At 72.7% G+C, this 25,138-nt stretch carries 23 protein-coding genes; 15 read left to right on the top strand and 8 right to left on the bottom strand.

Features of this window, described 5'->3' with window-relative positions:
• Positions 1-23 precede the first annotated feature (23 nt).
• The 3 genes from AB0O01_RS33695 to AB0O01_RS33685 all read right to left on the bottom strand — a co-directional run bounded on the left by AB0O01_RS33695 (position 24) and on the right by AB0O01_RS33685 (position 2,650).
• Positions 24-608: an NAD(P)H-dependent oxidoreductase gene (locus tag AB0O01_RS33695; RefSeq protein WP_365319495.1), complete on the bottom strand. Its 585-nt coding sequence runs from the start codon at positions 606-608 to the stop codon at positions 24-26.
• Positions 609-794: 186 nt separating this feature from the next.
• A complete protein-coding gene (locus tag AB0O01_RS33690) occupies positions 795-1,742 on the bottom strand; it encodes a fumarylacetoacetate hydrolase family protein (protein WP_365319493.1) in 948 nt (315 codons plus the stop codon).
• Between the two features lie 56 nt (positions 1,743-1,798).
• Positions 1,799-2,650 (bottom strand): hypothetical protein, encoded by an 852-nt coding sequence (locus tag AB0O01_RS33685; RefSeq protein WP_365319491.1) that lies wholly within the window; start codon positions 2,648-2,650, stop codon positions 1,799-1,801.
• 254 nt (positions 2,651-2,904) lie between these two features.
• On the opposite strand from AB0O01_RS33685, the gene AB0O01_RS33680 reads away from it, so the two are divergent.
• The 3 genes from AB0O01_RS33680 to AB0O01_RS33670 all read left to right on the top strand — a co-directional run bounded on the left by AB0O01_RS33680 (position 2,905) and on the right by AB0O01_RS33670 (position 7,158).
• A complete protein-coding gene (locus AB0O01_RS33680) occupies positions 2,905-3,783 on the top strand; it encodes a GntR family transcriptional regulator (protein ID WP_365319489.1) in 879 nt (292 codons plus the stop codon).
• A complete protein-coding gene (locus tag AB0O01_RS33675) occupies positions 3,780-5,618 on the top strand; it encodes a thiamine pyrophosphate-dependent enzyme (RefSeq protein ID WP_365319487.1) in 1,839 nt (612 codons plus the stop codon). The genes AB0O01_RS33680 and AB0O01_RS33675 overlap by 4 nt, the downstream gene beginning before the upstream one ends.
• Before the next feature lie 82 nt (positions 5,619-5,700).
• Positions 5,701-7,158: a benzaldehyde dehydrogenase gene (locus tag AB0O01_RS33670; RefSeq protein ID WP_365319485.1), complete on the top strand. Its 1,458-nt coding sequence runs from the start codon at positions 5,701-5,703 to the stop codon at positions 7,156-7,158.
• Between the two features lie 131 nt (positions 7,159-7,289).
• Here AB0O01_RS33670 and AB0O01_RS33665 read toward each other — a convergent pair whose 3' ends face one another.
• Both AB0O01_RS33665 and AB0O01_RS33660 read right to left on the bottom strand, forming a co-directional pair.
• Positions 7,290-7,979, bottom strand: a complete 690-nt coding sequence (locus AB0O01_RS33665) for a response regulator transcription factor (RefSeq protein WP_365319596.1) — start codon at positions 7,977-7,979, stop codon at positions 7,290-7,292.
• Positions 7,980-8,056: 77 nt separating this feature from the next.
• Positions 8,057-9,136: a sensor histidine kinase gene (locus AB0O01_RS33660; protein WP_365319483.1), complete on the bottom strand. Its 1,080-nt coding sequence runs from the start codon at positions 9,134-9,136 to the stop codon at positions 8,057-8,059.
• 279 nt (positions 9,137-9,415) lie between these two features.
• Here AB0O01_RS33660 and AB0O01_RS33655 point away from each other — a divergent pair, with 279 nt between their 5' ends.
• The 3 genes from AB0O01_RS33655 to AB0O01_RS33645 all read left to right on the top strand — a co-directional run bounded on the left by AB0O01_RS33655 (position 9,416) and on the right by AB0O01_RS33645 (position 12,999).
• Complete coding sequence (locus AB0O01_RS33655) at positions 9,416-9,901, top strand: TrkA C-terminal domain-containing protein (RefSeq protein ID WP_365319481.1); 486 nt, start codon at positions 9,416-9,418, stop codon at positions 9,899-9,901.
• 4 nt (positions 9,902-9,905) lie between these two features.
• Positions 9,906-11,126, top strand: a complete 1,221-nt coding sequence (locus tag AB0O01_RS33650; protein ID WP_365319479.1) for a cation:proton antiporter — start codon at positions 9,906-9,908, stop codon at positions 11,124-11,126.
• A gap of 328 nt (positions 11,127-11,454) precedes the next feature.
• Complete coding sequence (locus tag AB0O01_RS33645) at positions 11,455-12,999, top strand: hypothetical protein (RefSeq protein ID WP_365319477.1); 1,545 nt, start codon at positions 11,455-11,457, stop codon at positions 12,997-12,999.
• A gap of 30 nt (positions 13,000-13,029) precedes the next feature.
• On the opposite strand, the gene AB0O01_RS33640 is transcribed toward AB0O01_RS33645, so the two are convergent.
• Positions 13,030-13,434, bottom strand: coding sequence for a MazG nucleotide pyrophosphohydrolase domain-containing protein (locus AB0O01_RS33640; protein ID WP_365319476.1), 405 nt, complete (start codon positions 13,432-13,434; stop codon positions 13,030-13,032).
• A gap of 275 nt (positions 13,435-13,709) precedes the next feature.
• Between AB0O01_RS33640 and AB0O01_RS33635 the strand changes: the two genes are divergently transcribed.
• Entirely contained in the window at positions 13,710-14,693 is a 984-nt protein-coding gene (locus AB0O01_RS33635; RefSeq protein WP_365319474.1) for a TAXI family TRAP transporter solute-binding subunit, read from the top strand.
• A gap of 115 nt (positions 14,694-14,808) precedes the next feature.
• On the opposite strand, the gene AB0O01_RS33630 is transcribed toward AB0O01_RS33635, so the two are convergent.
• Complete coding sequence (locus tag AB0O01_RS33630; protein ID WP_365319472.1) at positions 14,809-16,203, bottom strand: HAMP domain-containing sensor histidine kinase; 1,395 nt, start codon at positions 16,201-16,203, stop codon at positions 14,809-14,811.
• A gap of 8 nt (positions 16,204-16,211) precedes the next feature.
• Positions 16,212-16,898 (bottom strand): response regulator transcription factor, encoded by a 687-nt coding sequence (locus AB0O01_RS33625; RefSeq protein ID WP_365319471.1) that lies wholly within the window; start codon positions 16,896-16,898, stop codon positions 16,212-16,214.
• Positions 16,899-17,273: 375 nt separating this feature from the next.
• Between AB0O01_RS33625 and AB0O01_RS33620 the strand changes: the two genes are divergently transcribed.
• The 8 genes from AB0O01_RS33620 (at position 17,274) to AB0O01_RS33585 (ending at position 24,960) form a co-directional block, all read left to right on the top strand.
• A complete protein-coding gene (locus tag AB0O01_RS33620) occupies positions 17,274-18,050 on the top strand; it encodes an amino acid ABC transporter ATP-binding protein (RefSeq protein ID WP_365319469.1) in 777 nt (258 codons plus the stop codon).
• A 160-nt stretch (positions 18,051-18,210) separates the two neighbouring features.
• The gene (locus AB0O01_RS33615; protein ID WP_365319467.1) at positions 18,211-19,065 is read left to right on the top strand and encodes a glutamate ABC transporter substrate-binding protein; all 855 of its coding nucleotides are present in this window, start codon (positions 18,211-18,213) and stop codon (positions 19,063-19,065) included.
• A gap of 221 nt (positions 19,066-19,286) precedes the next feature.
• The gene (locus AB0O01_RS33610) at positions 19,287-19,964 is read left to right on the top strand and encodes an amino acid ABC transporter permease (RefSeq protein ID WP_365319594.1); all 678 of its coding nucleotides are present in this window, start codon (positions 19,287-19,289) and stop codon (positions 19,962-19,964) included.
• A complete protein-coding gene (locus AB0O01_RS33605) occupies positions 19,961-20,872 on the top strand; it encodes an amino acid ABC transporter permease (protein ID WP_365319465.1) in 912 nt (303 codons plus the stop codon). The genes AB0O01_RS33610 and AB0O01_RS33605 overlap by 4 nt, the downstream gene beginning before the upstream one ends.
• 216 nt (positions 20,873-21,088) lie before the next feature.
• A complete protein-coding gene (locus tag AB0O01_RS33600; protein ID WP_365319463.1) occupies positions 21,089-23,461 on the top strand; it encodes an FAD-dependent monooxygenase in 2,373 nt (790 codons plus the stop codon).
• A 352-nt stretch (positions 23,462-23,813) separates the two neighbouring features.
• Positions 23,814-23,861 (top strand): hypothetical protein, encoded by a 48-nt coding sequence (locus tag AB0O01_RS33595; protein WP_365319592.1) that lies wholly within the window; start codon positions 23,814-23,816, stop codon positions 23,859-23,861.
• Between the two features lie 78 nt (positions 23,862-23,939).
• Complete coding sequence (locus AB0O01_RS33590) at positions 23,940-24,494, top strand: cysteine dioxygenase (RefSeq protein ID WP_365319461.1); 555 nt, start codon at positions 23,940-23,942, stop codon at positions 24,492-24,494.
• A gap of 49 nt (positions 24,495-24,543) precedes the next feature.
• Positions 24,544-24,960: a rhodanese-like domain-containing protein gene (locus AB0O01_RS33585; RefSeq protein ID WP_365319459.1), complete on the top strand. Its 417-nt coding sequence runs from the start codon at positions 24,544-24,546 to the stop codon at positions 24,958-24,960.
• The last annotated feature ends 178 nt before the right edge of the window (positions 24,961-25,138 follow it).

Genomic DNA, 25,138 nt, shown 5'->3' with positions numbered 1-25,138 from the left:
GTGGGTGAGTGGGTGGAGGTCGGTCAGCCGACCGGGGCGGCCGGGCGGGCGGCGGAGAGCAGGTGGGTGAGCCGCTGGAGTTCGTCGAGGACGGCGGTGGCGCTGTCGTCGAGGCCGGGGGCGGCCTGGAAGGCGCCGTCGCGGGTGATGGCGGTCCGGACGGAGGGGATCTGGACGTGCGAGGCCAGCGGGACCATGCCGAGCGAGGTCACCACGGGCAGCAGGGCCTGGACGGCCCGGGAACCGGCGGCGACCCCGCCGTACCCGACGAAGGCGACCGGCTTGCCGGCCCACTCGCGGGCGAGGTAGTCGAGAGCATTCTTGGTGGCCGCGTTGAAGCTGTGGTTGTACTCCGGGACGACGAAGACGAAGGCGTCGGCGGCGCCGACCGTGGCGCTCCAGCGGCGGGTGTGCTCGTTCTCGTAGCGGCCCCGCTGGGGCGGGGCGGGTTCGTCCAGCAGGGGCAGGGCCACCTCGGCGAGGTCGACGAGTTCGGGGTCGAAGCCGGGGTGGGTGAGGGCCAGGGTGTGGAACCAGTCGGCGATGGCGGCGCCGCGGCGACCCGGCCGGGTGGAGCCGATGATGATCTGGAGGCGTGGTCGGGGCATGTCTGGCCTTTCGTGGTGGCGCGACGGGCGGGCGGGGCGGCGGCGGCTCGGGCGGCGTCGGGGGAAGGTGGATTTCACTTCGGAAACGCTGTTGCCGAAGTGAAATCCACCGGTCGGCCGGGGCGACCGGATCGCCCGATCGCCGGGGCGGCGGGGCGGCGGATCACCGATCGCCGGGGCGGCGGATCAGTCGTCCAGGACGACCTTGTTCTCGATGGCCCCGAGCCCCTCGACCTCGCCGCGGACGACATCGCCGGGCCGGACCGCGCCGTGGCCGGCCGGGGTGCCGGTGGAGAGCACATCGCCGGGGGCGAGGGTGAGGGCGGCGGTGAGCCAGGCCAGTTGCTCGGGTATGGAGTGGTACATCTCGGCGGTGGAGCCGTCCTGGCGGACCTCGCCGTTGACCCACTGGCGGATGCGCAGCGCGTGCGGGTCGGGGATCTCGTCGGCGGTGACGAACCAGGGGCCGCAGATGCCATAGGTGTCGAAGCCCTTGGCGCGGTCCATCCGGTTGTTGTCCCGCTCCGAGACATCCCGGGAACCGGTGTCGCACAGACCGACGTAACCGGCGACCGCCCGCATCGCCTCGCCGCCGGTGAGATGGCGGGAGCGGGGGCCGATGACGACGGCCAGCTCCATCTCCGGGTCGACCTGCTCGCTGATCGCGGGGTGGCGCAGGTCGTCGTGGGGACCGGCCACCGCGCCGGGCGCCTTCAGACAGCCCTGGAGGCCGCGCCGGGGCGGGCCCGCCTCGGTGACCGGGGCGGCGGCGGGGCGTCGGCGCGGGTAGTTGGCCAGCATGCACCAGATGGTGCGGGGCCTGCCGATGGGCGGTCCGAGCCGGGCCGGATCGTCGGACCAGAGGCAGTCCGCGTCCAGCACCCCGCTGCCGGTCTGTCCGACGACCCAGTCGAACAGCCGTCGTACGGTGCCGAGCTGCGGGTCCGCCTGGAGCAGCGTGGGCAGGTCGCCGGGGACGGCGAGCCGGGCCCGGACGAGAGCGTCGTCGCGGTGGACGCCGTCCGACTGCGCCCGCCGGACGAACGCGGCCTGAAGGTCGATGAGCTGATGCGGCACCACATCGGCGAAGCAGAGCCGATCGCCGAAGGGGGTCCGCCGGGAGGCGATTTTCACGGGATCACTTTCTGGACGGGGGGGGCACAGCACGCTTTGGGCCCGGTTGCTCAGGACTACTTCGGGTCCGCTTCCTTGGGGTTCTCGAAGCGGATACCGCCGTCGGTGACGACGGTGACGAACTTGTCCTCGTCCGGCTCGACCGGCTGCACGATCGGGGGCAGGCCCACGGTGTAGAGGACCAGTTCCTCCGTGGCGACGTACCGGACCTTCTCGCCCGGGTCGGCCTCGACCGCGCCCATCCAGCCGACCTCGGTGCCCTCGGCGGTGCCGGTGCCGGCCAGGACCACGGTGAGCAGCCGGGCGTCCGCGCTCTCGGCGACCCATTCGGCGCCCGCGTCCAGCTTGACGAACTCGATCCAGAACTGGCGCTCGGTGTAGGTGCCGATGTGCTTGCGCTTCACGCCGGGCCAGCCCGGCATCGGGAGGTAGTTGAAGTGGTCGGGGTTGCTGATGACGACGCCGTTGTAGCGGGGCTTGGGGAAGCGCTGCTCGCGGATCGGCCGGTGCTCGGCCTGGGCCTCCTTGTTGTCCGGGCCGCGTCCGCGTCCGGCGCTCATCCCGAGGGCGGAGGCGCCGCCGAACTGGAGCACGAGCTGGAGCTGCTTGGGGTCTTCGAGCCGGTCGTCCTGCGGTCCGTAGGTCTGGCCCTCGGGGAAGTAGCCGACCTCGCCCTCGCGCAGGAAGCCCTGCTCACCGAGGTTCATGTCACCGAGCACGGGCAGCCGGATCTGCTCGAAGGTGTGGCAGTGCCGGGGCATCCGGAAGTCGGCCTCGTTGCGGCCGAGGATGTAGCGGTAGTTCTCGAACGGCTTGCTGCGGTCGCCCATCAGCAGGTAGTTGAACGAGACCGTCCCCCGGGGGTGGTCCATCCGGAACGCGTTCTCGTCGTACGGCGCGATCTTCATCGCTGTCCTCCGTAGGTGCGGGGCGGGAAGACGGCTTCCGCGTGGGAAGCCGCCGAGTGGGCAGGCAGCTTCCAAGAAACCTTCCTAGTAGGTTTGTGTCAAGGTAGGTAGTGAGCTTTTATCGAATCCAGGAAACCCACGGCCGACTCGCCGCAGCAAATCCATTGCCTCTACCTACCAGGTAGGTTAGATTCGAGTCACACCGCAGCCAGCCGATCCGGGCGCCGTACGTCCGGGAGACGTTCGGGAGTGACATGTCCGTGCCCCAGACCCCCGCGAAGATCTTCCGCGGCAGGGTGGCCGACCAGATCGTCGAGGATCTGCGCGCGCAGATCCTCAGCGGCACCCTGCCCGACGGCTCCCGCCTGCCGTCCGAACGCGAACTGGCCGGGTACTACGACGTCAGCGGCCCCACCGTGCGCGAGGCGGTCCGGGTGCTGACCGCCATGGGCCTGGTCCACACCCGCAACGGCAGCCGGGCCACGGTCACCGCCCAGGGCGACACCCTGCTCGCGGTCTCCATCGCCTCGGTCGTCCAGGTCGAGAAGGTCGGCGCCCGCGAGACCCTCGGCCTGCTGGGCGCGCTCAACGCCTACGCGGCCGAACTCGCCGCCGTGCACGCCGGGGACGAGGAGATCGACCGGCTGCGCGCGGCGGCCCGGGCGATCCCGGAGGCCGAGGGCGTCGAGGCGTCGGCGGCGGCGCTCCAGGAGTTCTTCACGGTGCTCGGCGAGATCTCGCACAATCCGCTGCTCGCGGCGCTGTGCCGGTTCCTCACCGAGGTGCAGATCGGGCTGGCGATGAAGCTGTCGGGCGGCCCGCAGGGCGACTTCGGCCAGGTCTCCGGCCCGTTGCACACCGGCCGGATGCGGATCGTCGCGGCCGTCGCCTCGCGCGACGCGCGGCATGCGGCGACCGTGGTCCGCGAGTACCACCGCGAGGTGATCCAGCGGATCGCCGCCGTGCGCGAGGCGGCCGGCGAGCCCATGGTGTCCGAGTCCGGGCTGACCGAGGCGCTCACCTCCTGGCTGCGCTCGAACGTCACCCTGGGCGGACAACCGGCGTCCACGGCTTCCTCGGCCTCCTCAGCTTCCTCGACCTCCTCGGCCGCCTCCCGGGGCACGGCCCCGTGACCGCGCCCACGGCGCCCACCGCGCTCACCGCCGCGCCCACCGCCCCCAGCGCCCCCGCCGCGCCCGCCTTGGCCCCGGCGCCCGGTGCCGCCCCCGCCCGGACCGTCCGCGACGCCGCCTTCGACGTCCTGCGGCTGCACGGGCTGACCACCCTCTTCGCCAACCCCGGCTCCACCGAGGTGTCCGTCCTCACCGATCTCCCGGCCGACCTGGAGTTCGTGCTCGGTCTGCACGAGGGCTCGGTGGTCGGCACGGCGACCGGCTGGGCGCTGGCCCGGGACGAACCCGCCCTCGTCCTGCTCCACACCACCGCCGGGCTCGGCAACGCGGTCGGCGCGCTGGCCACCGCCCGGGTCAACCGGGCGCCCCTGGTGGTGCTGGTCGGCCAGCAGGACCGCCGCCATCTCGCCCAGCAGCCGTTCCTGGCCGGCCGGCTGGAGGGCCTGGCCGGGGACTATCCGGTGCGGGTGGAGACCCCGCCGCGCGCCCAGGACGTCCCCGGCGCCATCGGCCGGGCCGTGCACGCCGCCCGCGAGGGACGCGGCCCGGCGCTGGTGCTGGTCCCGATGGACGACTGGGCCCAGCCCGCCGACGACCTGCCAGTGGCCGCCCCCGAGGTGCTGCGCCGCTCGGCGGGCGCCGATCCGGGAACCGTCGCCGAGGTCGCCGGCCGGCTGGCCGGGGCCGCCTCGCCGGTGCTGGTGGTCGGCGCGGGCGCCGACCGGGCGGCCACCTGGAAGGCCCTGACCGCCCTCGCCGAACGGCTGGACTGCCCCGTCTGGCAGGAGCCGTTCGGGGCGCGGGCCGGGTTCCCGCAGGACCACCGGCTGTTCGCCGGGCATCTGCCGGCCGACCGGCCCCGGCTGCGGGCCGCGCTCGCCGGGCACGACCTGGTGCTCTGCGTGGGCGCGCCCTTCCTGCGCCAGTACCCGTACGCCCCGGGCGCGCTCACCGGGGGCGGCGCCGAGGTGGTGGTGGTCACCGACGACCCGGCCGAGGCCCATCACTCCCCCGTGGGGCTCGCCGTCGTCACCCCGCTGCCCGACTTCTGCGCCCGACTGGCCCGCCGCACCCCGCCGCGCGAACCGAAACCGGCCACCATCCCGGACCCTGCCACCATCCGGAACCCTGCCACCATCCAGGACCCTGCCACCATCCCGAACCCTGCCGACATCTCGAACCCGGTCACCACCCCGGACCCAACCACGGCCCCGAACCACCGGCGACCGCCCCGGCCCCTCACCTCCGAGGCCCCGCCGCCCCCACTGCCGCCTCCTCCGACCCCGCTGACCCCGGCCCAGGTGCTCGGCGCGCTGGCCGAACGCCTGCCCGCGGACACGGTGATCGTGGAGGAGACTCCGTCCTCCCGCCCCGAACTGCACGCCCTGCTCCCGGCCCGCGCCCCGCTCGGCTTCCTGAGCGCGGCCATGGGCGGCCTCGGCTTCGCCCTCCCCGCCGCGGTCGGCGTACGGATGGCCCGGCCGCGGCGCCCGGTCGTCGCCGTGGTCGGCGACGGCTCCTCGCTCTACCAGATCCAGGCCCTGTGGACGGCGGTCCAGTACGGCGTCGGCGCGGTCTTCGTGGTCCTCGCCAACGGCCGGTACGCGGTCATGGACAAACTCGCCGCGCAGCACGGCGGCAAGCCGCCGTGGCCGGCGTTCGAGCAGGTCAGCGTGGCGGGCCTGGCACAGTCCCTGGGCTGCGCGACCCGCCGGATCAGCACGTACGACGAACTGGGCGCGACCCTGGACGCCCTGTGCCCGGAGCTGACCGTGCGCACCGAGCCGCTGGTCCTGGAGGTCACCGTCTCCGCGGCGGGCGACTTCCGCCCCTGACGCCCCCCACATCACCCCCGCCCCACACTTACGCCTTGATGCCCCGACACCCGCACCCGCACCGTGCCCTCTGGAGGCCGTCATGTCCCTGCTCGATCCCACTCTCTGGTCCGGCAAGGCCGGCATAAGCGGCTGGACGGTCCCGGCCGGCGGCACCGCCCCGGTCCTGGAGCCCGCGACCGGTGAGGTCCTGGACGTCATCGGGCTGGCCACCGCCGAGGACGTCGCCACCGCCGCCGAGCGCGCGGCCCGCGCCCAGTCGTCCTGGGCCCGCGCCCCGTACATCGAGCGGGCGGCGGTGCTGCGCCGGGCGGGCGATCTGTTCACCGAGCACGCCGCGGAGATCCAGCGCTGGCTGATCCGGGAGGCGGGCTGCATCCCCGGCAAGGCCGCATTCGAGACCTCGGTCGCCGCGCAGGAGTGCTACGAGGCCGCCGCGCTGGTCTCCCATCCGCTCGGGGAGATCCTGCCCAGCGCCGAGCCCCGGCTGAGCCTCGCCCGCCGGGTGCCCGCGGGCGTGGTCGGGGTCATCGCGCCCTTCAACGCCCCGCTGATCCTGGGCATCCGGTCGGTGGCGCCCGCCCTGGCGCTGGGCAACACCGTGCTGCTGAAGCCGGATGTGCGGACCGCGGTCTCGGGCGGTGTGGTGATCAAGCGGGTGTTCCAGGAGGCCGGGCTGCCCGAGGACGCGCTGCATCTGCTGCCGGGCGGCGCGGACACCGGGGCGGCGCTGGTGGTGGCCCCGCAGGTGCGGGTGATCTCGTTCACCGGGTCCACGGCCGCGGGCCGCAGGGTGGGGGCCGCCGCCGCCGAGAACCTGAAGCGGGCGCATCTGGAACTGGGCGGGAACTCGGCGCTGATCGTGCTGCCGGACGCCGATCTGGAGAAGGCCGCCTCCACGGCCGCCTGGGGTTCCTTCTTCCACCAGGGCCAGATCTGCATGACGACCGGCCGCCATCTGGTGCACGCCTCGGTCGCCGACGAGTACGTGGCCCGGCTCGCCGAGAAGGCGGAGCATCTGCCGGTCGGCAACCCGGACAAGGAGGAGGTGGCGCTCGGCCCGATCATCGACGCCGCCCAGCGCGACAAGATCCACGCCCTGGTCACCGCGAGCGTCGACTCGGGGGCGCGGCTCGCGGCGGGCGGCACCTACGAGGAGCTGTTCTACCGGCCGACCGTGCTCGCCGATGTCACCGACGCCGCTCCGGCCTACACGGAGGAGGTGTTCGGCCCGGTGGCGCCGGTGCGGTCCTTCACGGACGTCGAGGAGGCGATCGCGCTGGCCACGGCCGGCCCGTACGGTCTTTCGCTGGGCATACTGACCGGTGACGGACTGCGCGGTCTGGAGCTGGCCGAGCGGATCCCGACCGGGATCGTGCACATCAACGATCAGACGGTGAACGACGAGGCGGTGGCCCCGTTCGGCGGCGTGGCCGCCTCCGGCACCGGGGCCCGGTTCGGCGGTACGTCGAACATCGAGGCGTTCACCGAGACCCGCTGGATCACCGCCCGCTCGACCCAGGCGGCGTACCCGTTCTGACCGGCCCGGTGAACCACAGTGCCCCGCCCGGCCCGGTGAACCACCGTGCCCCGCCCGGCCCGGTGATGAGCGCGTAGGGACAGCGGCCGGACGGGGCCCCGGCCGCCCACCGGACGGAGGACGGCACCCCCTCAGGGATCCACCAGCCCCGCCCGGATCGCGTACCGCGTCAGCTCCAACCGGTCCCGCATGCCCAGCTTCTGGAGCAGATTGGCCCGGTGCCGCTCGACCGTCTTCGCGCTGATGAAGAGCAACTCGCCGATCTCCTTGGAGGTGTGCCCCTCGGCGACCAGCTTGAGGATCTCCTCCTCGCGCTCGGTGATGGCCCGCTCCGGCAGCCCGTCCCCGCGCTGGAGCCGCTCCAGATACGACCGCACCAGCGCCCGCTCGGCCCCCGGGTACACGAACGGCTCCCCGCGCACCGCCGCCCGGCACGCCTCCACCAGATCCCGGTCCGCGACGGACTTCAGCACATAGCCGCAGGCCCCGGCCTTGAGCGCCTCGAAGAAGTACTGCTCGTTGTCGTACATGGTCAGGATCAGGATGGGCAGGCCGGGCAGCCGCCGGGACAGTTCGCGGGCCGCCTGGAGCCCGGTCATCCGGGGCATCGCGATGTCCAGCACCGCGAGATCCGGCTCCCGCGCGCGGGCCAGCTCCACCGCCTCCGCCCCGTCCCCCGCCTCGGCGACCACGGTGAGATCGGGCTCGGCATCCAGAATGAGCCGCACACCCCGCCGGACGAGGGTGTGATCGTCGGCGAGCAGCACGCGCGCCGGGACCTGGACCGACGCCGCCCCCGGCACCGGGGCCCGGGCCGACATCGGCACCGGGGCCTGGGCCGGGGCCTGGGCCTGCGCCGACGCCGGCACCGGGGCCTGGGCCTGGCCCGACCCGGCGGTCATCGCCCGCCCCCGGACGCGCCCGGCCCCCGCGACGGCGCCCCGCCGACGGAGACACCCCGGGGACCACCGGCCGTCCCGTCCACCATCCGGTCAACCGTCCTGCCCGCCGCCCCATCCACGATCCCGTCCACCGCCCCGTCCCCCACCGGAACCCGCAGCCCCACCTCCGTCCCGCGCCCGTCCGCCCCCGAGGTGAGCGTGAGCGCGGCGCCGACCAGGAGCGCCCGCTCGCGCATCCCGGCGATCCCCGCGCCCTCGGGGGCCCCGCCGAGACCGCGGCCGTTGTCGCGGACGGTCAGTTCGACGGCGTCGGACCGTACACGCAGCCGGAGCGCGGCGCGGTCGGCGCCGGAGTGCCGGGCGGTGTTGGTCAGGGCCTCCTGGGCGACCCGGTAGAGCACGAGTTCGGTCTCGCGGGTCAGCGGGGGCAGTTCGCCGGTGAGGTCGGGACGGACGGTCAGCCCCTGTCCGGTGAACTCCCCGGCGAGCGACCGCAACGCGCTGACCAGCCCCAGTTCGTCGAGGACCCCGGGGCGCAGCCTGCGGGCGATCCGCCGGATCTCGTCCAGCCCGGCGCGGGTGGCCTCCTGGGCCTGCTCGACCTCCTCGCGCAGCTCACCGGGGACCCGGTCGGCGACCCGCTTGAGCTGGAGCAGCACCGCGGTCAGGGTCTGCCCCACCTCGTCGTGCAGTTCCCGGGCGATCCGGTGCCGCTCGCGCTCCTGCGCGGACAGCGCCCGCACCGCACTCCCGGCCCGCTCACTCTCCAGCCGGTCCAGCATCGTGTTGTACGTGGTGATCAGCCCGGCCGTCTCCGCCGGGCCGGCGACATCCGCGCGGGCGCCGGGGCGCAGCAGATCGGCGGTGGCCATGGAGCGGCCCAGCCGCTTCAGGGGGGCGAGGCCGACCCGCAGGACCAGGGCGTTGGCGACCAGCAGCACCACCAGCCCGGCGCCCACCACCAGGGCCTCGCCGAGCAGGACCGGGGTGGAGACGGTGACCGGGCCGAGCAGCAGCGCCGCCGCCACGATCAGGGCGGCGGAGTTGAGCGAGAAGATCCGCCAGAACAGCGACACGTTCCCGGCCCCGCTCCCGCTCCCGCTCCCTGTGACCCGACTGATCCGACCGGCCCGGCTGATCCTGCTGATCCGGCCGGCCCGACTGATCCGGCCGACCCGACGGCACGTCCGCGCCGCCCACAGCCTCGCCGTGGGCCGCGGGTCCCGTATATCCGTCACAACACCCATGTCGCCACGGTATGCGAGGGTGGCAGCATGGCGGCGCCGCCGAAGTCGATCCGCACACCCGCACCACCGCCCAACACACGCTCCATGTATGAGGGAGAAGAAGAGATCGTGTCCGCTCCACGCCTGAGGGCGACGCCGTTGCCGGGCATCGGGGTCCAGTACGACCTGATCACCAAGGAACACCGGCACCTGTCCGTCGTCGCCCACCGCGACGGCGCCCGGACGGTGAACGTCTACCGCACCGACGACCCCGACTCCTGCGCCCAGTCGCTGCGGCTGTCCAGCGCCGAGGCGGGCTCGCTGATCGACGCGCTGAAGCCGTCGCACACCAGCGCCAGCCTCCTCTACACCACCGATCTCGGACTCGTCGCCGAGCGGATCGAGGTGACCTCCGCCTCGCACTGGAACGGCCGGGTGCTCGGCGAGACCCGGATCCGCACCGAGACCGGGGCGTCCGTGGTGGCCGTGCTGCGCCGGGCGGAGGCCATCCCGTCCCCGACCCCCGACTTCCGGCTCGCGGGCGGTGACACCTTGATCGTCATCGGCACCCGCGAGGGCGTCGACGCTGCCGCGGCGATACTCGGGCGGGAGTGAACGGGTGCATTCCTCCGCGGTCCTGCTCATCGAGTTCGGCTCCATCATTCTCGGCCTCGGCCTGCTCGGCCGGATGGCCGCGCGGCTGAGCTTCTCCCCGATACCCCTCTATCTGCTGGCGGGACTGGCCTTCGGCGAGGGCGGGCTGCTGCCGCTCGGCGCCAGCGAGGAGTTCATCGCCATCGGCGCCGAGATCGGCGTCATACTGCTGCTGCTGATGCTCGGGCTGGAGTACTCGGCCAGCGATCTGGTCTCCAACCTCAAGGCCCACTATCCCTCCGGTCTGGTCGACTTCACCCTCAACGCCCTGCCCGGCGCCGTCGCCGCGCTGCTGCTCGGCTGGGGTCCGGTCGCCGCCGTCGTCCTCGCGGGCGTGACCTGGATCTCGTCCTCGGGTGTGATCGCCAAGGTGCTAGGCGATCTGGGCCGGATCGGCAACCGGGAGACCCCGGTGATCCTCAGCATCCTGGTCCTTGAGGATCTGGCGATGGCGGTCTATCTGCCGATCGTGACGGCCGTGGTGGCGGGCGTCAGCCTCGCGGCGGGCAGCGTCACGCTGGCCATCGCGCTGGGCGTGGCCGGTCTGGTCCTCTTCGTCGCCCTGCGCTACGGCCGGGTGATCTCCCGGTTCGTCTCCAGCGACGACCCGGAGAAACTCCTCCTCGTGGTCCTCGGGCTCACCATCCTGGTGGCCGGTGTGGCGCAGGAACTCCAGGTGTCGGCCGCCGTCGGCGCGTTCCTGGTCGGCATCGCGCTGTCCGGCGAGGTCGCCGAGGGCGCCCACACCGTGCTGAGCCCGCTGCGCGATCTCTTCGCGGCCGTCTTCTTCGTGTTCTTCGGTCTGCACACCAACCCCGCCAGCATCCCGCCGGTCCTGCTGCCCGCCCTGGCCCTCGCCGTCATCACCGCCCTCACCAAGATCGCCACCGGCTACTACGCCGCCAGACGGGCCGGTATCCCGGCCAAGGGCCGCTGGCGCACGGGCGGCGCCCTGGTCGCCCGAGGCGAGTTCTCCATCGTCATCGCCGGTCTCGCGGTGACGGCCGGCATCGAACCGTCCCTGGGCCCCTTGGCCACGGCCTACGTCCTGATCCTGGTCGTCGTCGGCCCCCTGACGGCCCGCTACACCGAGCCCCTGGCCACCTACTGGACCGGCCGTCGCGCGGCCCGCCGGGAGCCGGCGAAGCAGCCGACCGCACCGGAACGGGAGCCTGTCGGCGACTGACCGGGAGAACGGAAGAGGCCCCCCGGGGCCCTCGCAGCCCCCACGGAGGGCCGGACGCGCCGAGCGTGTCCGGCCCTCCGCGCTTCCCATCCCCAACCCCCCGGTGATCCAGGTCACTTCTACAACATCGCGGGACGAGGACCCCGACCCCCTCCCTCCATGGCATGCTCATGCCTCATTACCGACGAGTAGGGTCGACTGGCCGCTACGCGGGGCGGCGTCCCCGCCGTGCCCCGCCGCGGCCCTCTCCTCCCGCACCCCCACCTCCCCAGGACTCACCTTGCGCAGACGCCCCGGGCACTCGCGTGCCCTGATACCCGCCCTGACCTTGACCGCCCTCCTCCTCGCCACCGGCTGCTCCGCTCCCCCACCGTCGCCCGACACCCCCGCCCCCGCCCTCACCACCGGGACCCCCACGGCGGCGACGGCCACCGCCGCCGAACACTCCCTGGCCGTCGCCGCCGCCCCGCCCGGCACCCCGGCCGCCACCGCCACCCCCTCCGGCCCGGACGACAGCGGCGTGACCCGCCGAAGCACCCTCAAGGTGGCCTCCTACGACAGCCGGACCGGCAGCGCGGTGATCGCCCCGCCGAAGAGAGGCGACGAGGACGCGAACGGGAACGAGGGCGGGAACGGCAGCAGAGTCGGCGGCCCCGGGAACAAGGACGGGAACGACAACAGAGCCGACGGCCCCGGGAACAAGGACAGGGACAGCAACGGAGTCGACGGCACCGGAACTGCCGGCGGCAGCCGCACCCCCGCCCGGCCGATGCCGAACCCCCCGGCCGTGGGCGACGTGATCGCCAGCGCCCCGGCCCCCGGTGCCCCCGACGGCCTGCTCGCCCGGATCACCGAGGTCGGCGAGACCACCGCGCGCGGCACCGAGGTCGAGACCGAACCCGCCACCCTCGACGCCGTGCTCGGCGACGACACCGCCGACGGCACTGTCCCCGTCGACCCCTCCTCCTTCGAGATCGACCCGCTCCTCCCCGATGTCGAGGTCTCCTGGGCGACGACGGGCGAGGTCCGCGTCGGCCCCGAGGGCGCCACCGTCCCACTGGGCAGTCTGCGGCTCGACGTCCGCGCCGACCTCCCGGCCACCACCCCCGGTGCAGCACCCACCCCCGCCTCCACCCCGGCGCCCGACCCCGCCTCCGTCTCCGTCTCCGGCCCGGCATCCGCGAAAGCATCGATCTCCGGCTTCGTCCAGATCGCCCCGCAGATCGACTTCCGCTACGACGGCACGGGCACCGGCTCCGCCCCCGCCTCCGCCCGTCTCGGCGTCTCCGGCGACTGGATGTCCGGCTGGGCCCTGAAGGGCCGGGCGGCCGTCACCCGGTCACCGCTGCGGATCCCGTTCGCCGAACTGCGCTCCGCCCCCGTCCTCCAGGTGGGCCCCGTCCCGGTCGTGGTCACTCTCGACCTCACCTGCTATCTGGAGATCAGCGGCGACGGCGGTGTCACCGTCGATCTGGAGCAGCGCCTCGACGGCGACTTCGAGGCGGGCGGCACCTTCGGTCCCGGCCGGGGCTGGATCCCGGTCGCCGCCGCGGAGCTGACCGGCACCCCGGTCAGGACGTCCGTCACCGCCGCCGGAAAGGTCCGGGCCGCCGTCGGCGCCGAGGCCGGGGTCGGCCTCTACGGCTCCGTCGGTGTCCTGGCCGACCTCGCCCCGTACCTCCGCGCCGAGGCCACGGCAGGCACCTCGGGCACCCCGCCCACTCCACCCGCCTGGGCCGTCCTGGGCGGCGTGGACCTCAAGGGCACCCTGCGTCTCCAGCTCTCCGTCTTCGGCACGCCCGTGCTCCGCCACGATCTCCCGCTGGGCACCCTGCACCGGGAATGGAGACTGGCCTCCGGCGGCACCGCATAACGCCCTCCCCTGTCACGTCCCCGTCCCCCCTCATGCGCCGCCCGGGTTCCAGCCCTGGCGGCGCAGCACCGCGGAGATGTCCGGGGCCTCGTAGTGCTCCCCCTTCAGCACCTTGCCGTCCGCACGGCGGGCGACCTCACCGTCCGGACCGAGCTTGGTCATGTTCGAGCGGTGGATCTCGGCGATGACCGCGTCCAGATCGATGCCGTGCACCAGAGCGGTGCCATAGGCGACGTACACCACATCCGCCAGTTCGTGCGCGAGCCGGTCGAGCGGGCCCCCGACCGCCACCTCGGCGACCTCCGCCGCCTCCTCGGCCAACAGCTCACCCCGGTGGGCCGCCAACTCCGGGGAGACCTCGGCGGGAGCACTGCGGGCATCCAGCCCGAAGGCGTGGTGGAACTCATGGACCAGCGCGGCAGGCGAATCACTCATACACAGAATGTAACCGCCCCCACTGACAACGCCCCCGCCCCCGATCTCCCGCCCCCGGCAACGCCCTCACTCCCCGACCCCTTGCCCCCGACACCACCCCCAGCCCCCGACCCCACACCCCCGAAATCAACCCCACCCCCAGCCCTTCACCCCCGAAAGGGCACCCCCACCCCCGGGCAACCCCCAGAACCCAGCGGAGCGCCCACGCTCCCGACAGGTCTCGTTGTGATTCCGATCCTGGTCACCCCACCCCACCGGCTGGCAGGATCGCTCGTATGTCCAAGCTGTTCGCGCGGATCGGCCGGGGCCGGGCGCTTCAGGGCACGGCCGCCGGGGTCGTCGTCCTGGGGCTGCTGCTGTGGTGGTTGATGCCGCTGGGCGAGGAGCCGCCGGGCGGGACGATCACCCTGAGCACCGGCACCCCGTTGGGCGTCTACCAGAAGTACGGCGAGCTGCTGCGGGCCGAGCTGGACCGGGACATGCCGGATCTCGACATCGCGCTCCAGAACAGCGACGGCTCCCAGCAGAACGTGCAGCGGGTGGCGACCGGCGAGGCCGACTTCGCCATCGCCGCGGCCGACGCGGTGCAGTCGTACCAGTTGGCGGACGAGCCGGGCGCCGCTGAACTGCGCGGGGTGGCCCGGCTGTACGACGACTATGTGCATATCGTCGTCCGGCCCGACCGGGGCATCGACAGCGTCGCGGATCTGAACGGCAAGCGGGTGGCGGTCGGACCGCTGCGCTCCGGGGTGCGGCTGATAGCGGACCGGGTGCTGGAGGCGGCCGGGGTCGAGGTCGACGCCATGGCCGACGGGATCGACACCGCGCCGGGCCGGCTCCAGAGCGGTGACATCGACGCGTTCTTCTGGTCGGGCGGGCTGCCGACGGAGGGGCTGCTCAGGCTGGCGGAGACCTATCGGTTCGCCGTCGTGCCCCTGGAGCCGGAGTTCGTGGCGAAGCTGCACTCCGCCGACGAGGGCATGAGCTACTACCGGGCCACCACCATGCCGAAGTCCGCGTACAAGGACATCCAGTCCGAGCCGGTGGCCACCATGGCGGTCTCCAATCTGCTGATCACCCGCAAGGACATGGATCCCCGGGTCACCGAATGGCTCACCCGGACCGTCATCGACAGCCGCGATGTCATCGGCAACCATGTGCACTCGGCCCAGTTGGTGGATGTGCGGACCGCGATCTACACCGAGCCCCTCACCCTGCACGCGGGCGCCCGCCGCTACTACCGCTCAGTGAAACCCTGACCCCTGACCCCTGACCCACGCCTCTTGCCCCCACCCCCGGGCGTCGGACCCCTGCCCCCCTGACCCCGGGCCATGCGACGAGTCCAGACCCCCCAAGCCATCCGGCGGGCCCGGCTCACACCCCCGGCCCACCCCGAGGCACCCGTACCGTCACCTTCAGGCCGTGCGGGGCGTGATGGCCGTAGGTGAGGGAGCCGCCGCCTGCGGCGAGCAGGGCGTGGGAGATGGAGAGGCCGAGGCCCGAACCCTTGATGTTCTGATGGCGTCCGCTTCTCCAGAAACGGTCGCCGACCCGCGAGAGTTCCTCATCGGTGAGGCCGGGCCCGCGGTCGGCGACGACGATGGTGACGCTGTCGCCGTTGGAGGCCACGGTGACGGTCACGGCCTCGCCGCCCGGGGTGAACTTCAGCGCGTTGTCGATCACCGCGTCCAGCGCGCTGGACAACGTGACGGGGTCGGCCCAGCCGGTGGTGGCCGGGCAGTCGCCGGTGAGCAGCGCGCCCTTGGCGTCGGCCGTGGGCGCCCAGGCGGCGACCCGCTCGGCGGTGAGCGCGCCGATGTCGGTCAGCCGGAGATCGGCCTCGGCGTGCTCGGCGAGCGCCAGGTCGAGGAGGTCGTCCAGCACCTGGGCCAGGCGCTTGCCCTCGGTCTGCACCGAGGCGATCTCCGCGTTGCCCTCGGGCAGTTCGAAGGCGAGCAACTCGATCCGCAGCAGCAGCGCGGCGAGGGGGTTGCGCAACTGGTGCGAGGCGTCGGCGACGAAGGCCCGCTGCTGCTCCAGCACATCCTCGACGTTGTCCGCCATCTCGTTGAACGACCGGGCCAGCCGCCGGAGTTCCGGCGGTCCGCCCCCGACCGCGACCCGTGACTTCAGCCGCCCGGTGGCGATGTCATGGGTGGTCGCGTCCAGGATCCGTACGGGGCGCAGCACCCAGCCGGTCAGCCGCAGCGCGGCGCCGACGGCCAGCAGCATCGCCGCCATCAGCCCGGCGCCGATCACCAGCCAGGACCTCAGGATGCGGTCCCGGAGCTGGTCCGTCGGCGAGTCGGTGACCACGACGGCGACGACATCGCCGTCCCGGATGACCGGCGAGGCGACCACGAGCCGCCGGCTCTGCCAGGGCCAGACCTGCTCGGGGTCGTCGCTGCGGCGGCTGAGCAGCGCCTCGGCGTAGGCGTCCCGCAGTTCGCCCTCCTCCGGCAGCCGCCACTTCTCGGGTGCGCGGGACATGACGTTCTCGTCAACGTAGAAGACCCCGACACGGATGCCGTACACCTGGTGGTAGGCGTCGAGTTCGGTGTCGAGGATCTCCTGGCGCTGGTCGACCGTATCGGTCGCTGACGGGGCGGTGAACTGGGCGACGGCCGCGAAGAACGCGGTGTCGTCGATCCGGTCCACGACCACCCGCTGCTGCTCGGCGGAGGCCATGCTCACGGCGAGCGGCACTCCGAGGGCGAGCAGGACGGCCGCCATCAGGACGATCAGCAGCGGGAGCAGCCGGGTGCGCACCGGGCCCGCTAGGCGGCCGGGGCGACGAGCCGGTAGCCCACGCCGCGTACGGTCTCGATCAGGGCCGGCATGCGCAGCTTGGCGCGCAGGGAGGCCACATGGACCTCCAGGGTGCGCCCGGTCCCCTCCCAACTGGTGCGCCACACCTCGCTGATGATCTGTTCCCGGCGGAAGACGACCCCGGGGCGCTGGGCGAGCAGGGCGAGCAGATCGAACTCCTTGCGGGTCAGCGGGACCGGCGTTCCGTCGACGGTGACCTGCCGGGTGGGCAGGTCGATCCGGACCGGGCCGAGGTGCAGGGCCCCGTCGCCGCCGGCGGCCGGGTCCTCGTGGACGGTGCGGCGGCTGACGGCGTGGATCCGGGCGAGCAGTTCGCCGGTGTCGTACGGCTTGACCACATAGTCGTCGGCGCCGAGGTTGAGGCCGTGGATGCGGGAGCGGACGTCGGAGCGCGCGGTGACCATGATCACCGGGGTGCTGGTGCGTTTGCGGATCTTGCCGCAGACCTCGTAGCCGTCCTGGTCGGGCAGTCCGAGGTCGAGCAGGACGACGCCGAATCCGGCGCCCTCGGGGACCAGGGCCCTGAGGGCCTCCTCGCCGTTGCGGGCGTGGGTGACGTCGAAGCCGTGCCGGGCGAGGATCGCGGACAGCGCGGCGGCCACATGGTTGTCGTCCTCGACAAGGAGCAGTCGCATCCCGGCCTCCTTCGGTTCATCGCGTGTACGGTCCCGACGGTTAGAAAGATCCGGCGAGCGGATCTTCAGCTATGGCCGAAGCCCTCCGTGCGGCGGCCCCCGTGGGCCGTGTCGCGCGCGTGGTTCCCCCGCGCACGCGCGCGTGCACCCTGGCAGTCACGCCGATCGGCGACAGTGCCGTCAAGGGGGTTCCGGGGGTTCATGGGTACCGTTACGCGGACGAAACAGGGTCGCGGTCGCCTGTTACACGGCGTGTCGGGCCGGAGCCGGGCCGTAGTCGTTTCGTGATACTCAAATTCGCCTCAGATGTGCTGACGCTGATCGCACGGGCTGGTTACTGTCCTCCGCAACCGAGGAGGACGGAGCCAGTAAGCGATGACCGAAGTATCGGTGGCCAAGGACGATAGGGCCGCGACCGGCGAGCTGGTCGTCCTGAAGAGCGTCAACAAGCACTTCGGCGCGTTGCACGTGCTCCAGGACATCGAACTGACGATCGACCGCGGCGAAGTCGTCGTGGTGATCGGCCCCTCCGGGTCGGGTAAGTCCACCCTGTGCCGCACCATCAACCGTCTGGAGACGATCGACTCCGGTTCGATCACGATCGACGGCCGGCCGCTGCCCCACGAGGGCAGGGAGCTGGCCCGGCTGCGCGCCGATGTCGGCATGGTCTTCCAGTCGTTCAATCTCTTCGCGCACAAGACCGTGCTGGAAAATGTGATGCTCGGTCAGATCAAGGTGCGCAAGGCCGACAAGCAGGCGGCCGAGGAGAAGGCGCGCGCACTGCTCGACCGGGTGGGCGTGGCCAGTCAGGCGGACAAGTACCCGGCCCAGCTCTCCGGTGGCCAGCAGCAGCGCGTCGCCATCGCGCGGGCACTGGCCATGGGACCGAAGGTGATGCTCTTCGACGAGCCCACCTCGGCCCTCGACCCGGAGATGATCAACGAAGTCCTGGAAGTCATGCAGCAACTCGCCCGGGACGGCATGACCATGATCGTCGTCACCCATGAGATGGGCTTCGCCCGTTCGGCCGCCAACCGCGTGGTCTTCATGGCGGACGGCCGGATCGTGGAAGAGGCGACACCCGACCAGTTCTTCAACAACCCGCGCAGTGACCGCGCCAAGGACTTCCTGTCGAAGATCCTGCACCACTGAGCGTTGCTGTCGAAGATCCGCACCACTGAGCGACCGCGCCCCCGGCCGCTCACCGACCCGGCTCGGCGGACCCGTTGACGGGCCGTCACCACCGCGACGAAGACGACGCCATCCCCCACCGTACGGACGCCATCTCCTCACCACACGAAGGATGTTCACCATGAAGCTCCGCAAGGCCACCGCGGCGGCAGCCACCGCCCTCGTCCTCTCCCTGACCGCGACGGCGTGCGGCGGCGACGACAGCAGCAGCGACGCAGGCTCCGACTCCAGCAGCAGCGGTGGCGGCGACACGATCAAGATCGGCATCAAGTACGACCAGCCCGGTCTGGGCCTGAAGGAGCCGAGCGGCGACTTCTCCGGCTTCGACGTGGACGTGGCGACCTATGTCGCCGGGGAGCTGGGCTTCGAGCCCGACCAGATCGAGTGGGTCGAGACCAAGAGCGCCGACCGCGAGAACGCGCTGGCCCGCGGGGACGTCAAGTTCATCGCCGCGACGTACTCGATCACCGACGAGCGCAAGGAGAAGGTCGACTTCGCCGGCCCCTATCTGCTCGCCCACCAGGACCTGCTGGTCAAGGCCGACTCGGACATCGCCGAGGGCACCGACCTCAATGGCAAGAAGCTGTGTTCGGTCACCGGTTCGACGTCGGCGCAGAACGTCAAGGACGAGATCGCGCCGGACGCGCAGCTCCAGCAGCGCAGCACGTACTCGGAGTGCATCTCCAGCCTCCAGAGCGGTGCGGTCGACGCGCTGACCACCGACGACTCGATCCTCGCGGGCTTCGCCTCCCAGGAGCAGTACCAGGGGCAGTTCAAGCTGACCAACCTGAAGCTGAGCAACGAGAACTACGGTATCGGCGTCAAGAAGGGTGACACCGCGACCGTGAACAGCATCAACGAGGCGCTGGAGAAGATGGTCAGCGACGGCGCCTGGCAGCAGGCCGTCACCGACAACTTCGGCCCGGCCGAGTACAAGAACGAGCCCGCCCCGGCGATCGGCAACGTCGTCTCGTAGCCGTCCGCCCGGCCGTCCCCGGTGTCCCGGGGCGGCCGGGCCGCGGAGCGCATCCGATGGGTGGCGACCGGCAGGCCGCCGCCCATCAGTGAGCGGGCGTCCACCCCTGCTGCGGACGCCCGCGGCCGACGCGGAACACCCCGGGCCCACACCGCCGCCCCCCACCACGGCGTCGGGCCGGATCCGCCACGTTCGTCACCCACCCGGAAGTGCGGGAGACCGTGTTCGACTTTCTTTCCACCTACGACGACCCCACCCTGCTGGGCGCCTTCTGGATGACGGTCCAGCTCACCTTCTTCTCGGCCATCGGCTCCCTGGTCTGGGGCACGCTGCTGGCCGGCATGCGGGTCAGCCCGGTACCGCTGATGCGCGGCTTCGCCGTCGCCTATGTGAACATCGTCCGGAACATCCCGCTCACGGTGATCATCGTCTTCACCTCGCTCGGGCTCGCCGACATCTTCGGCGTGACCATGGGCGCCCCCGACGACTTCGCGCTCCAGGGCTTCCGGCTCGCGGTGCTCGGCCTGGCCGCCTACACCGCCGCCTTCGTCTGCGAGGCACTGCGCTCGGGCATCAACACCGTGCCGGTGGGGCAGGCCGAAGCGGCGCGCGCGCTGGGGCTGAGCTTCCTCCAGGTCCTGACGCTCATCGTGCTGCCGCAGGCGTTCCGGGCGGTCATCGCCCCGCTCGCCAACGTCCTGATCGCGCTCACCAAGAACACCACTGTGGCCGCCGCCATCGGCGTCGCCGAGGCCGCGCTACTGATGAAGGAAATGATCGAGAACGAGGCCCAGACCCTGCTGATCGGCGCGGTCTTCGCCTTCGGATTCCTGGTACTCACCCTGCCCACGGGTCTGCTCCTGGGCTGGCTGAGCAAGCGACTGGCGGTGAAGCGATGACCTCCGTCCTCTATGACGCCCCCGGCCCCCGGGCCAAGGTGCGCAACCTCATCCTCTCGGTGGTGTCCATCGTCCTGCTCGCCGTCCTGGTGTGGTGGGTGTGGCAGACCCTGGACGACAAGGGCCAGTTGGAGTGGGCGCTCTGGGAGCCGTTCACCCAGGGCGAGGCATGGACCACCTATCTGCTGCCCGGCCTCGTCAACACCCTCAAGGCCGCGGCGCTGAGCGTGGTCATCGCCCTGCCGCTGGGTGCGGTCTTCGGCATAGCGCGAATGTCCGACCACAAGTGGGTGCGGGTCCCCGCGGGCGCGGTGGTCGAGTTCTTCCGGGCCATCCCGGTCCTGCTGCTGATGCTGTTCGCCAACGAGGTCTACGTCGGCTTCTCGGGCATCAGCAGCGACGACCGGCCGCTGTACGCGGTCGTCACCGGCCTGGTGCTCTACAACGCCTCGGTCCTGGCCGAGGTCGTGCGGGCCGGCATCCTCGCCCTGCCCAAGGGGCAGACGGAGGCGGCGCAGGCGATCGGGCTGCGCAAGGGCCAGACGATGACGTTCATCCTGCTGCCGCAGGCCGTCACCGTGATGCTCCCGGCGATCGTCAGCCAGCTCGTCGTGATCGTGAAGGACACCGCGCTGGGCGGCGTCCTGCTGAACTTCACCGAGCTGCTGAACTCCCGCGGCACCCTCGCCGCGAACTACGCCAACGTCATCCCCAGCTTCGTCGTCGTCGCGATCATCTTCATCGTCCTCAACTTCATCCTGACCAGCTTCGCGAGCTGGCTGGAGCAGCGTCTGCGGCGCAGCAAGCGCAGCACGGGCGCGGTGCTCGGCGCGGACCAGGTGGAGGAGCTGAACGCGGCGGAGGTCGGCGGGACGTTCGGGACGGGCGCCAACAGCGGTTCGACCTGAGCCCCTCCCCGGCCGGGCGACCGGCCGGTGACGGACTGATGATCCGTCAATAGCCTGCTGTGACCCAGGGGGCAGTGGCATGATCGCCACTGCCCCCTGTCACTTGACGAGGGCACTGGCAATGGGTTGCATACGTTCTGTGATCGTGCACCCTGCTCCCACCTTCTGTTCACATATGTCCCTCCGGACACCTTCGCGCGCAGGGGGCGCCGCGTCGTGGACCCGGTGATCATCGTCGGCGCGGGGCCCGTCGGGCTCACGCTCGCCCTGGCGCTGGCCCGCCAGGAGGTGCCGTGCGTCGTCCTGGACGAGACCCCGGGCGCCGACGAACCCCGGCTCGCCCGCACGGCCGTGCTCCGCGAGGACACCGCCGCCCTCCTGACCCGCCTCACCGGCCTCCCCCTCGACCGGGCCGGCGCCCACTGGGCCGGATGGCGGTCGATGCGGCGCAGACAGGTGATGCGCGAGATCGCATTCGAGGAGGAGGGATACGGGGACGAGTACAGGGAGGAGTACGGGGACGAGTACGGGGAGCCCGGGGAGTACGGCGGTGAAGGGCTGGACGGGCGGGGCGGATGGGGCGGGCGCGAGCCGGGTGGCGCCCCGGGTGAGGGCGACCGCCGGGACAGCGGCCGGGCCGGTGCCGACGGCCGGGCCGGTGCCGACGGTGCCGAGGGACCCGGCAGCGCGGGACCGTCGCCGCTGCACATCGCCCAGCACCTCCTGACCGGCGCCCTGCGCGCCGCCCTGGCCCGCGAACCCCTGGTGGAGATCGCCACCGAGAGTCGGCTGGACACCATCGAGCAGGAACCCTCCGGTGTCACCGCCCACACCCGCGGCCCGCGCCCCACCTGGTGGCGGGGCAGCTATCTGGTCGGCTGCGACGGCCCCCGCTCCACCGTCCGCAAACTCCAGGACATCCGCTTCCCGGGCCGCACCGCGGTGGAACGGCACGCCGTGGCCGCGCTGCGCACCGAACTCCCCTGGCCGGACCGGGCGTTGCTGCACCGGATGCCGCCCTGGCGGACCTCGTGGCCCTCGGGCGGGGAGGTGACCGCCCGGCCGCTCCCGGACGGCGTCTGGCGCGTGGACTGGCTGCTGCCCCCCGGCAAGGACCTGGTCACCCCCGAACTGCTGGTGACCCTGATCCGGGAGACCCTGGCGGGCTGGACGGAGGACGGCACGACACCGCCGTACGACCTCCTGGACACCGGTGTGCACACCGTCCACCACCGGCTGGCCCGGCGCTGGCGGGTCGGCCGGGTCTTCCTCGCGGGCGACGCGGCGCATCTGCTCGGCGCGTTCAGCACCCAGGGGCTGGACGAGAATCTGCGCGACGCCGACAACCTCGCCTGGAAGCTCGCCCTGGCCTGGCACCACGGGCCGCACGAGGCACTGCTCGACAGCTACCAGGCCGAGCGGCGCACGGCCATCGCCGCCCGGCTGCGCGCCGCCGACCAGGCGCTGCCGCTGCTGCGCGGCGGGGGCGGCCTGCGCGCCTACGTGCCCGGCGCGACCCGGGGCAACGATCTCCTGCTCACCGACGCCCACCTCGGCCGCGGTCCTCTCGGCGCGCCGGGCGCCTACCCGGACTCGCCGCTCGCCCCGCGCCACATCCAGGCGGAGGTCCCGGTGGACACGCCTCCCGGCGCGCCGGTGGTGGACGTCCGGGTGACCGCCGAGGATGGCTCCTCCGTCCAACTGCGCGACCGGCTGGGCCGGGGCCGCCTCCTGGTCGTCCTGATCGCGCCGGGCACGGGGGTCTGGGAGCGCCGCCACTGGGTCACCGCCGGGATCATGCCCCGGCTGGCGGCGGCCGTGACCGCGCTGCCCCACCCCGCCGAACTGCTGGTCGCCGAGAGCTACCCGGGCGCGGGCGCCCACAGCGTCCTGCTGATCCGCCCCGACGGCCACCTGGTCACGGCCCAGGGCGGCGTCCGCCCGGCCGACCTGTACGCGGCGGCGGAGGCGGCCGTGGGGTTGCGCTCCGCTGGGGAGGGCGCCGGTGGAGGGGGCTCCGCTGGAGGGGCTGGTGACTCGGAGGGCTCGGGCTCCGAGGGTTCGGGCCCGGGGGGTCTGGAGGGGGCGGAGGGCTCGGGAGGGCCGGGGGGCCGTGGGGGTTCTGGAGGCTCGGGAGGCTCGGGAGGGCCTGGAGGCTCGGGTGATTCGGAGGGCTCGGATCAGCCAGGTAGGCAGGGGGATGCCGGAGGGGCTGGAGGGGCTGGGAAGTCCAGGAGGCCCAGAAGTTCCAGGAAGGGTGAGACTGCGGGGACGGCCGGTAGGCGTGGGGCGGCGGGGACAGCCGGTAGCCGTGGGGCAGCCGGGGCGGCCGGTGACCGTGGGGCACCCGACAGGGCCGGTCGAGGTGAGGCATCGGAGGTCGCCGGCGGTTCGGCGGCTGCCGGGGAGCCCGCGGCCGGTTCCGGAAGCGGGCGCGGCACAGGGGGCGGCTCCGGGTCCGGGCGCGGCGCAGGGTCCGGCTCCCCCGCAGGGTCCGGGCCTGGCACCGGCTCCGCAGCGAGTGCCGGCACCGGCACTGACACCGGCTCCGCCGCTGATGCGCAGGGCGCCGAGGCGAAGGTGCGCTGAGGCGGAAGGCGAAGGTGGGCTGAGGAGAGGAGCGGGCCGCAGGCGTCGACGCCACGGCCCGCCCCCACCCACCCGGGGAACGACTCCGCCCACCCTGGAAGCGACTCCGCGCACCCAATCCCCCACGCACCGCAACCCACCGCGACCCATCGCCACGAGCCTCCCCACCCCCGCCGCTCCACCCGCTCCGCCGCCCATTCCCCTCCGCCCCTCTGCCCTCCGCACGTCAACACCGGCACCCCCACCCCACCGCACCGTCCGCATGCTGATTGCCAGTTGACCGCCGAGAAAGCGGCATGGTCTACTCCGAATCGTGATCGACACCTGTGTGCACCTGTGGCGGAGGGTCCATATGGACCTGGTCCGCTACGCGGGTTGCGTGTGTCGCACGTCCTGCTGAACTCGCTTCTCCTCCCTCTCGCGCCCGCCGCCCAAGGCCGCGGCGCGACCCGCGAACGCTCATCAGGACGGTGCACCCTTGTCTCTCTCGCCCACCCCCGCTGTCTCCACGCCGACCGACGCCGCGGCCCCGGCTCCGGCGACTCCGACGCAGGCCGACCTCCTCGATTTCGTACGCCGCACCGCCGCCGACGCCGATGTGATCGCCTCCCTGCCCCTGGACCCGGAGGGCCGGACCTGGGTACGCCTGGAAGGTCCCGGCGGCAGCGAGGCATGGCTGATCGGCTGGCCTCCCGGCACCGGCACCGGATGGCACGACCACGCCGACTCGGTCGGTGCCTTCCTCACCGCCCGGGGCGAGCTGAAGGAGCAGTCCCTCGCCGCCCGCCTGCCCACCGACGGCTGGAAGACCCTGGAGCTGTCCGAGGACGTCGACCGGGAGCGCCGACTGCCCGCCGGCAAGGGCCGCTCCTTCGGCCACCACCACGTCCACGAGGTCCTCAACGAGTCCACCGAGGACCACGCGATCTCCGTCCACGCCTACTACCCCCCGCTCCCCCGCATCCGCCGCTACAGCCGCACCGGCCAGGTCCTGCGCCTGGAGCAGGTGGAGCGCCCCGAGGACTGGCAGTGAGCACCCCGACGGCACAGCACCTGGGCCCGATCCCGGCGGAGGCACGACGATGACCACCCCCAACGGCCACGCCGAGCGCCCCGTCGGTATAGACGAACTCCTGGAGCGCGTCCGCACCGGCTACGAGCGCATCTCCCCCCAGGAGGCGTACGAGGCGGCCCGGACCGGTGACACCCTCCTTGTCGACATCCGCTACGCCGCCCTGCGCGACCGTGACGGCCTGGTCCCCGGTGCCGTGATCGTCGAGCGCAACGAACTGGAGTGGCGCCTCGACCCTCACGGCAGCCACCGTCTGCCCGAGGCGACCGGCCATGACCTGCATGTCGTGGTCCTCTGCAACGAGGGCTACGCCTCCAGCCTCGCCGCGGAGTCCCTCCACCGTCTGGGCCTCTACCGGGCCACCGACCTGATCGGCGGCTTCCAGGCGTGGAGAGCGGCGGGCCTGCCGGTCACTGCGTCCGTCTGACCCCGGGAGAACCGGCACGGCACCGGGAGATCCCGGCGGCCCAGTCCTTCGCGGCTCCGGGTCGGACGTCGACCACCGGGCACTGCCTCCCGGGCAGAAGCGGCAACCGGGCCCTCTCCCAACGCCCAGACTCCCGCCGCCCAGCTCCTGCCACCTGGGTTCTGCACCCGGCTCCTCG

It is taken from the genome of Streptomyces sp. NPDC093252 (genome assembly GCF_040683675.1).
Lineage (GTDB): Bacteria > Actinomycetota > Actinomycetes > Streptomycetales > Streptomycetaceae > Streptomyces.
Note: the sequence above shows the minus strand (reverse complement) of the source record. Positions and strands in the feature narration are given on the sequence as shown.

What these genes read in the sequence shown, in the direction of transcription:
- AB0O01_RS33695 (WP_365319495.1), bottom strand. Translation starts at nt 608, where the DNA reads ATGCCCCGACCACGCCTCCAGATCATCATCGGCTCCACCCGGCCGGGT.
- AB0O01_RS33685 (WP_365319491.1), bottom strand. Translation starts at nt 2,650, where the DNA reads ATGAAGATCGCGCCGTACGACGAGAACGCGTTCCGGATGGACCACCCC.
- AB0O01_RS33680 (WP_365319489.1), top strand. Translation starts at nt 2,905, where the DNA reads ATGTCCGTGCCCCAGACCCCCGCGAAGATCTTCCGCGGCAGGGTGGCC.
- AB0O01_RS33670 (WP_365319485.1), top strand. Translation starts at nt 5,701, where the DNA reads ATGTCCCTGCTCGATCCCACTCTCTGGTCCGGCAAGGCCGGCATAAGC.
- AB0O01_RS33665 (WP_365319596.1), bottom strand. Translation starts at nt 7,979, where the DNA reads ATGTCGGCCCGGGCCCCGGTGCCGGGGGCGGCGTCGGTCCAGGTCCCG.
- AB0O01_RS33640 (WP_365319476.1), bottom strand. Translation starts at nt 13,434, where the DNA reads ATGAGTGATTCGCCTGCCGCGCTGGTCCATGAGTTCCACCACGCCTTC.
- AB0O01_RS33635 (WP_365319474.1), top strand. Translation starts at nt 13,710, where the DNA reads ATGTCCAAGCTGTTCGCGCGGATCGGCCGGGGCCGGGCGCTTCAGGGC.
- AB0O01_RS33625 (WP_365319471.1), bottom strand. Translation starts at nt 16,898, where the DNA reads ATGCGACTGCTCCTTGTCGAGGACGACAACCATGTGGCCGCCGCGCTG.
- AB0O01_RS33620 (WP_365319469.1), top strand. Translation starts at nt 17,274, where the DNA reads ATGACCGAAGTATCGGTGGCCAAGGACGATAGGGCCGCGACCGGCGAG.
- AB0O01_RS33615 (WP_365319467.1), top strand. Translation starts at nt 18,211, where the DNA reads ATGAAGCTCCGCAAGGCCACCGCGGCGGCAGCCACCGCCCTCGTCCTC.
- AB0O01_RS33605 (WP_365319465.1), top strand. Translation starts at nt 19,961, where the DNA reads ATGACCTCCGTCCTCTATGACGCCCCCGGCCCCCGGGCCAAGGTGCGC.
- AB0O01_RS33585 (WP_365319459.1), top strand. Translation starts at nt 24,544, where the DNA reads ATGACCACCCCCAACGGCCACGCCGAGCGCCCCGTCGGTATAGACGAA.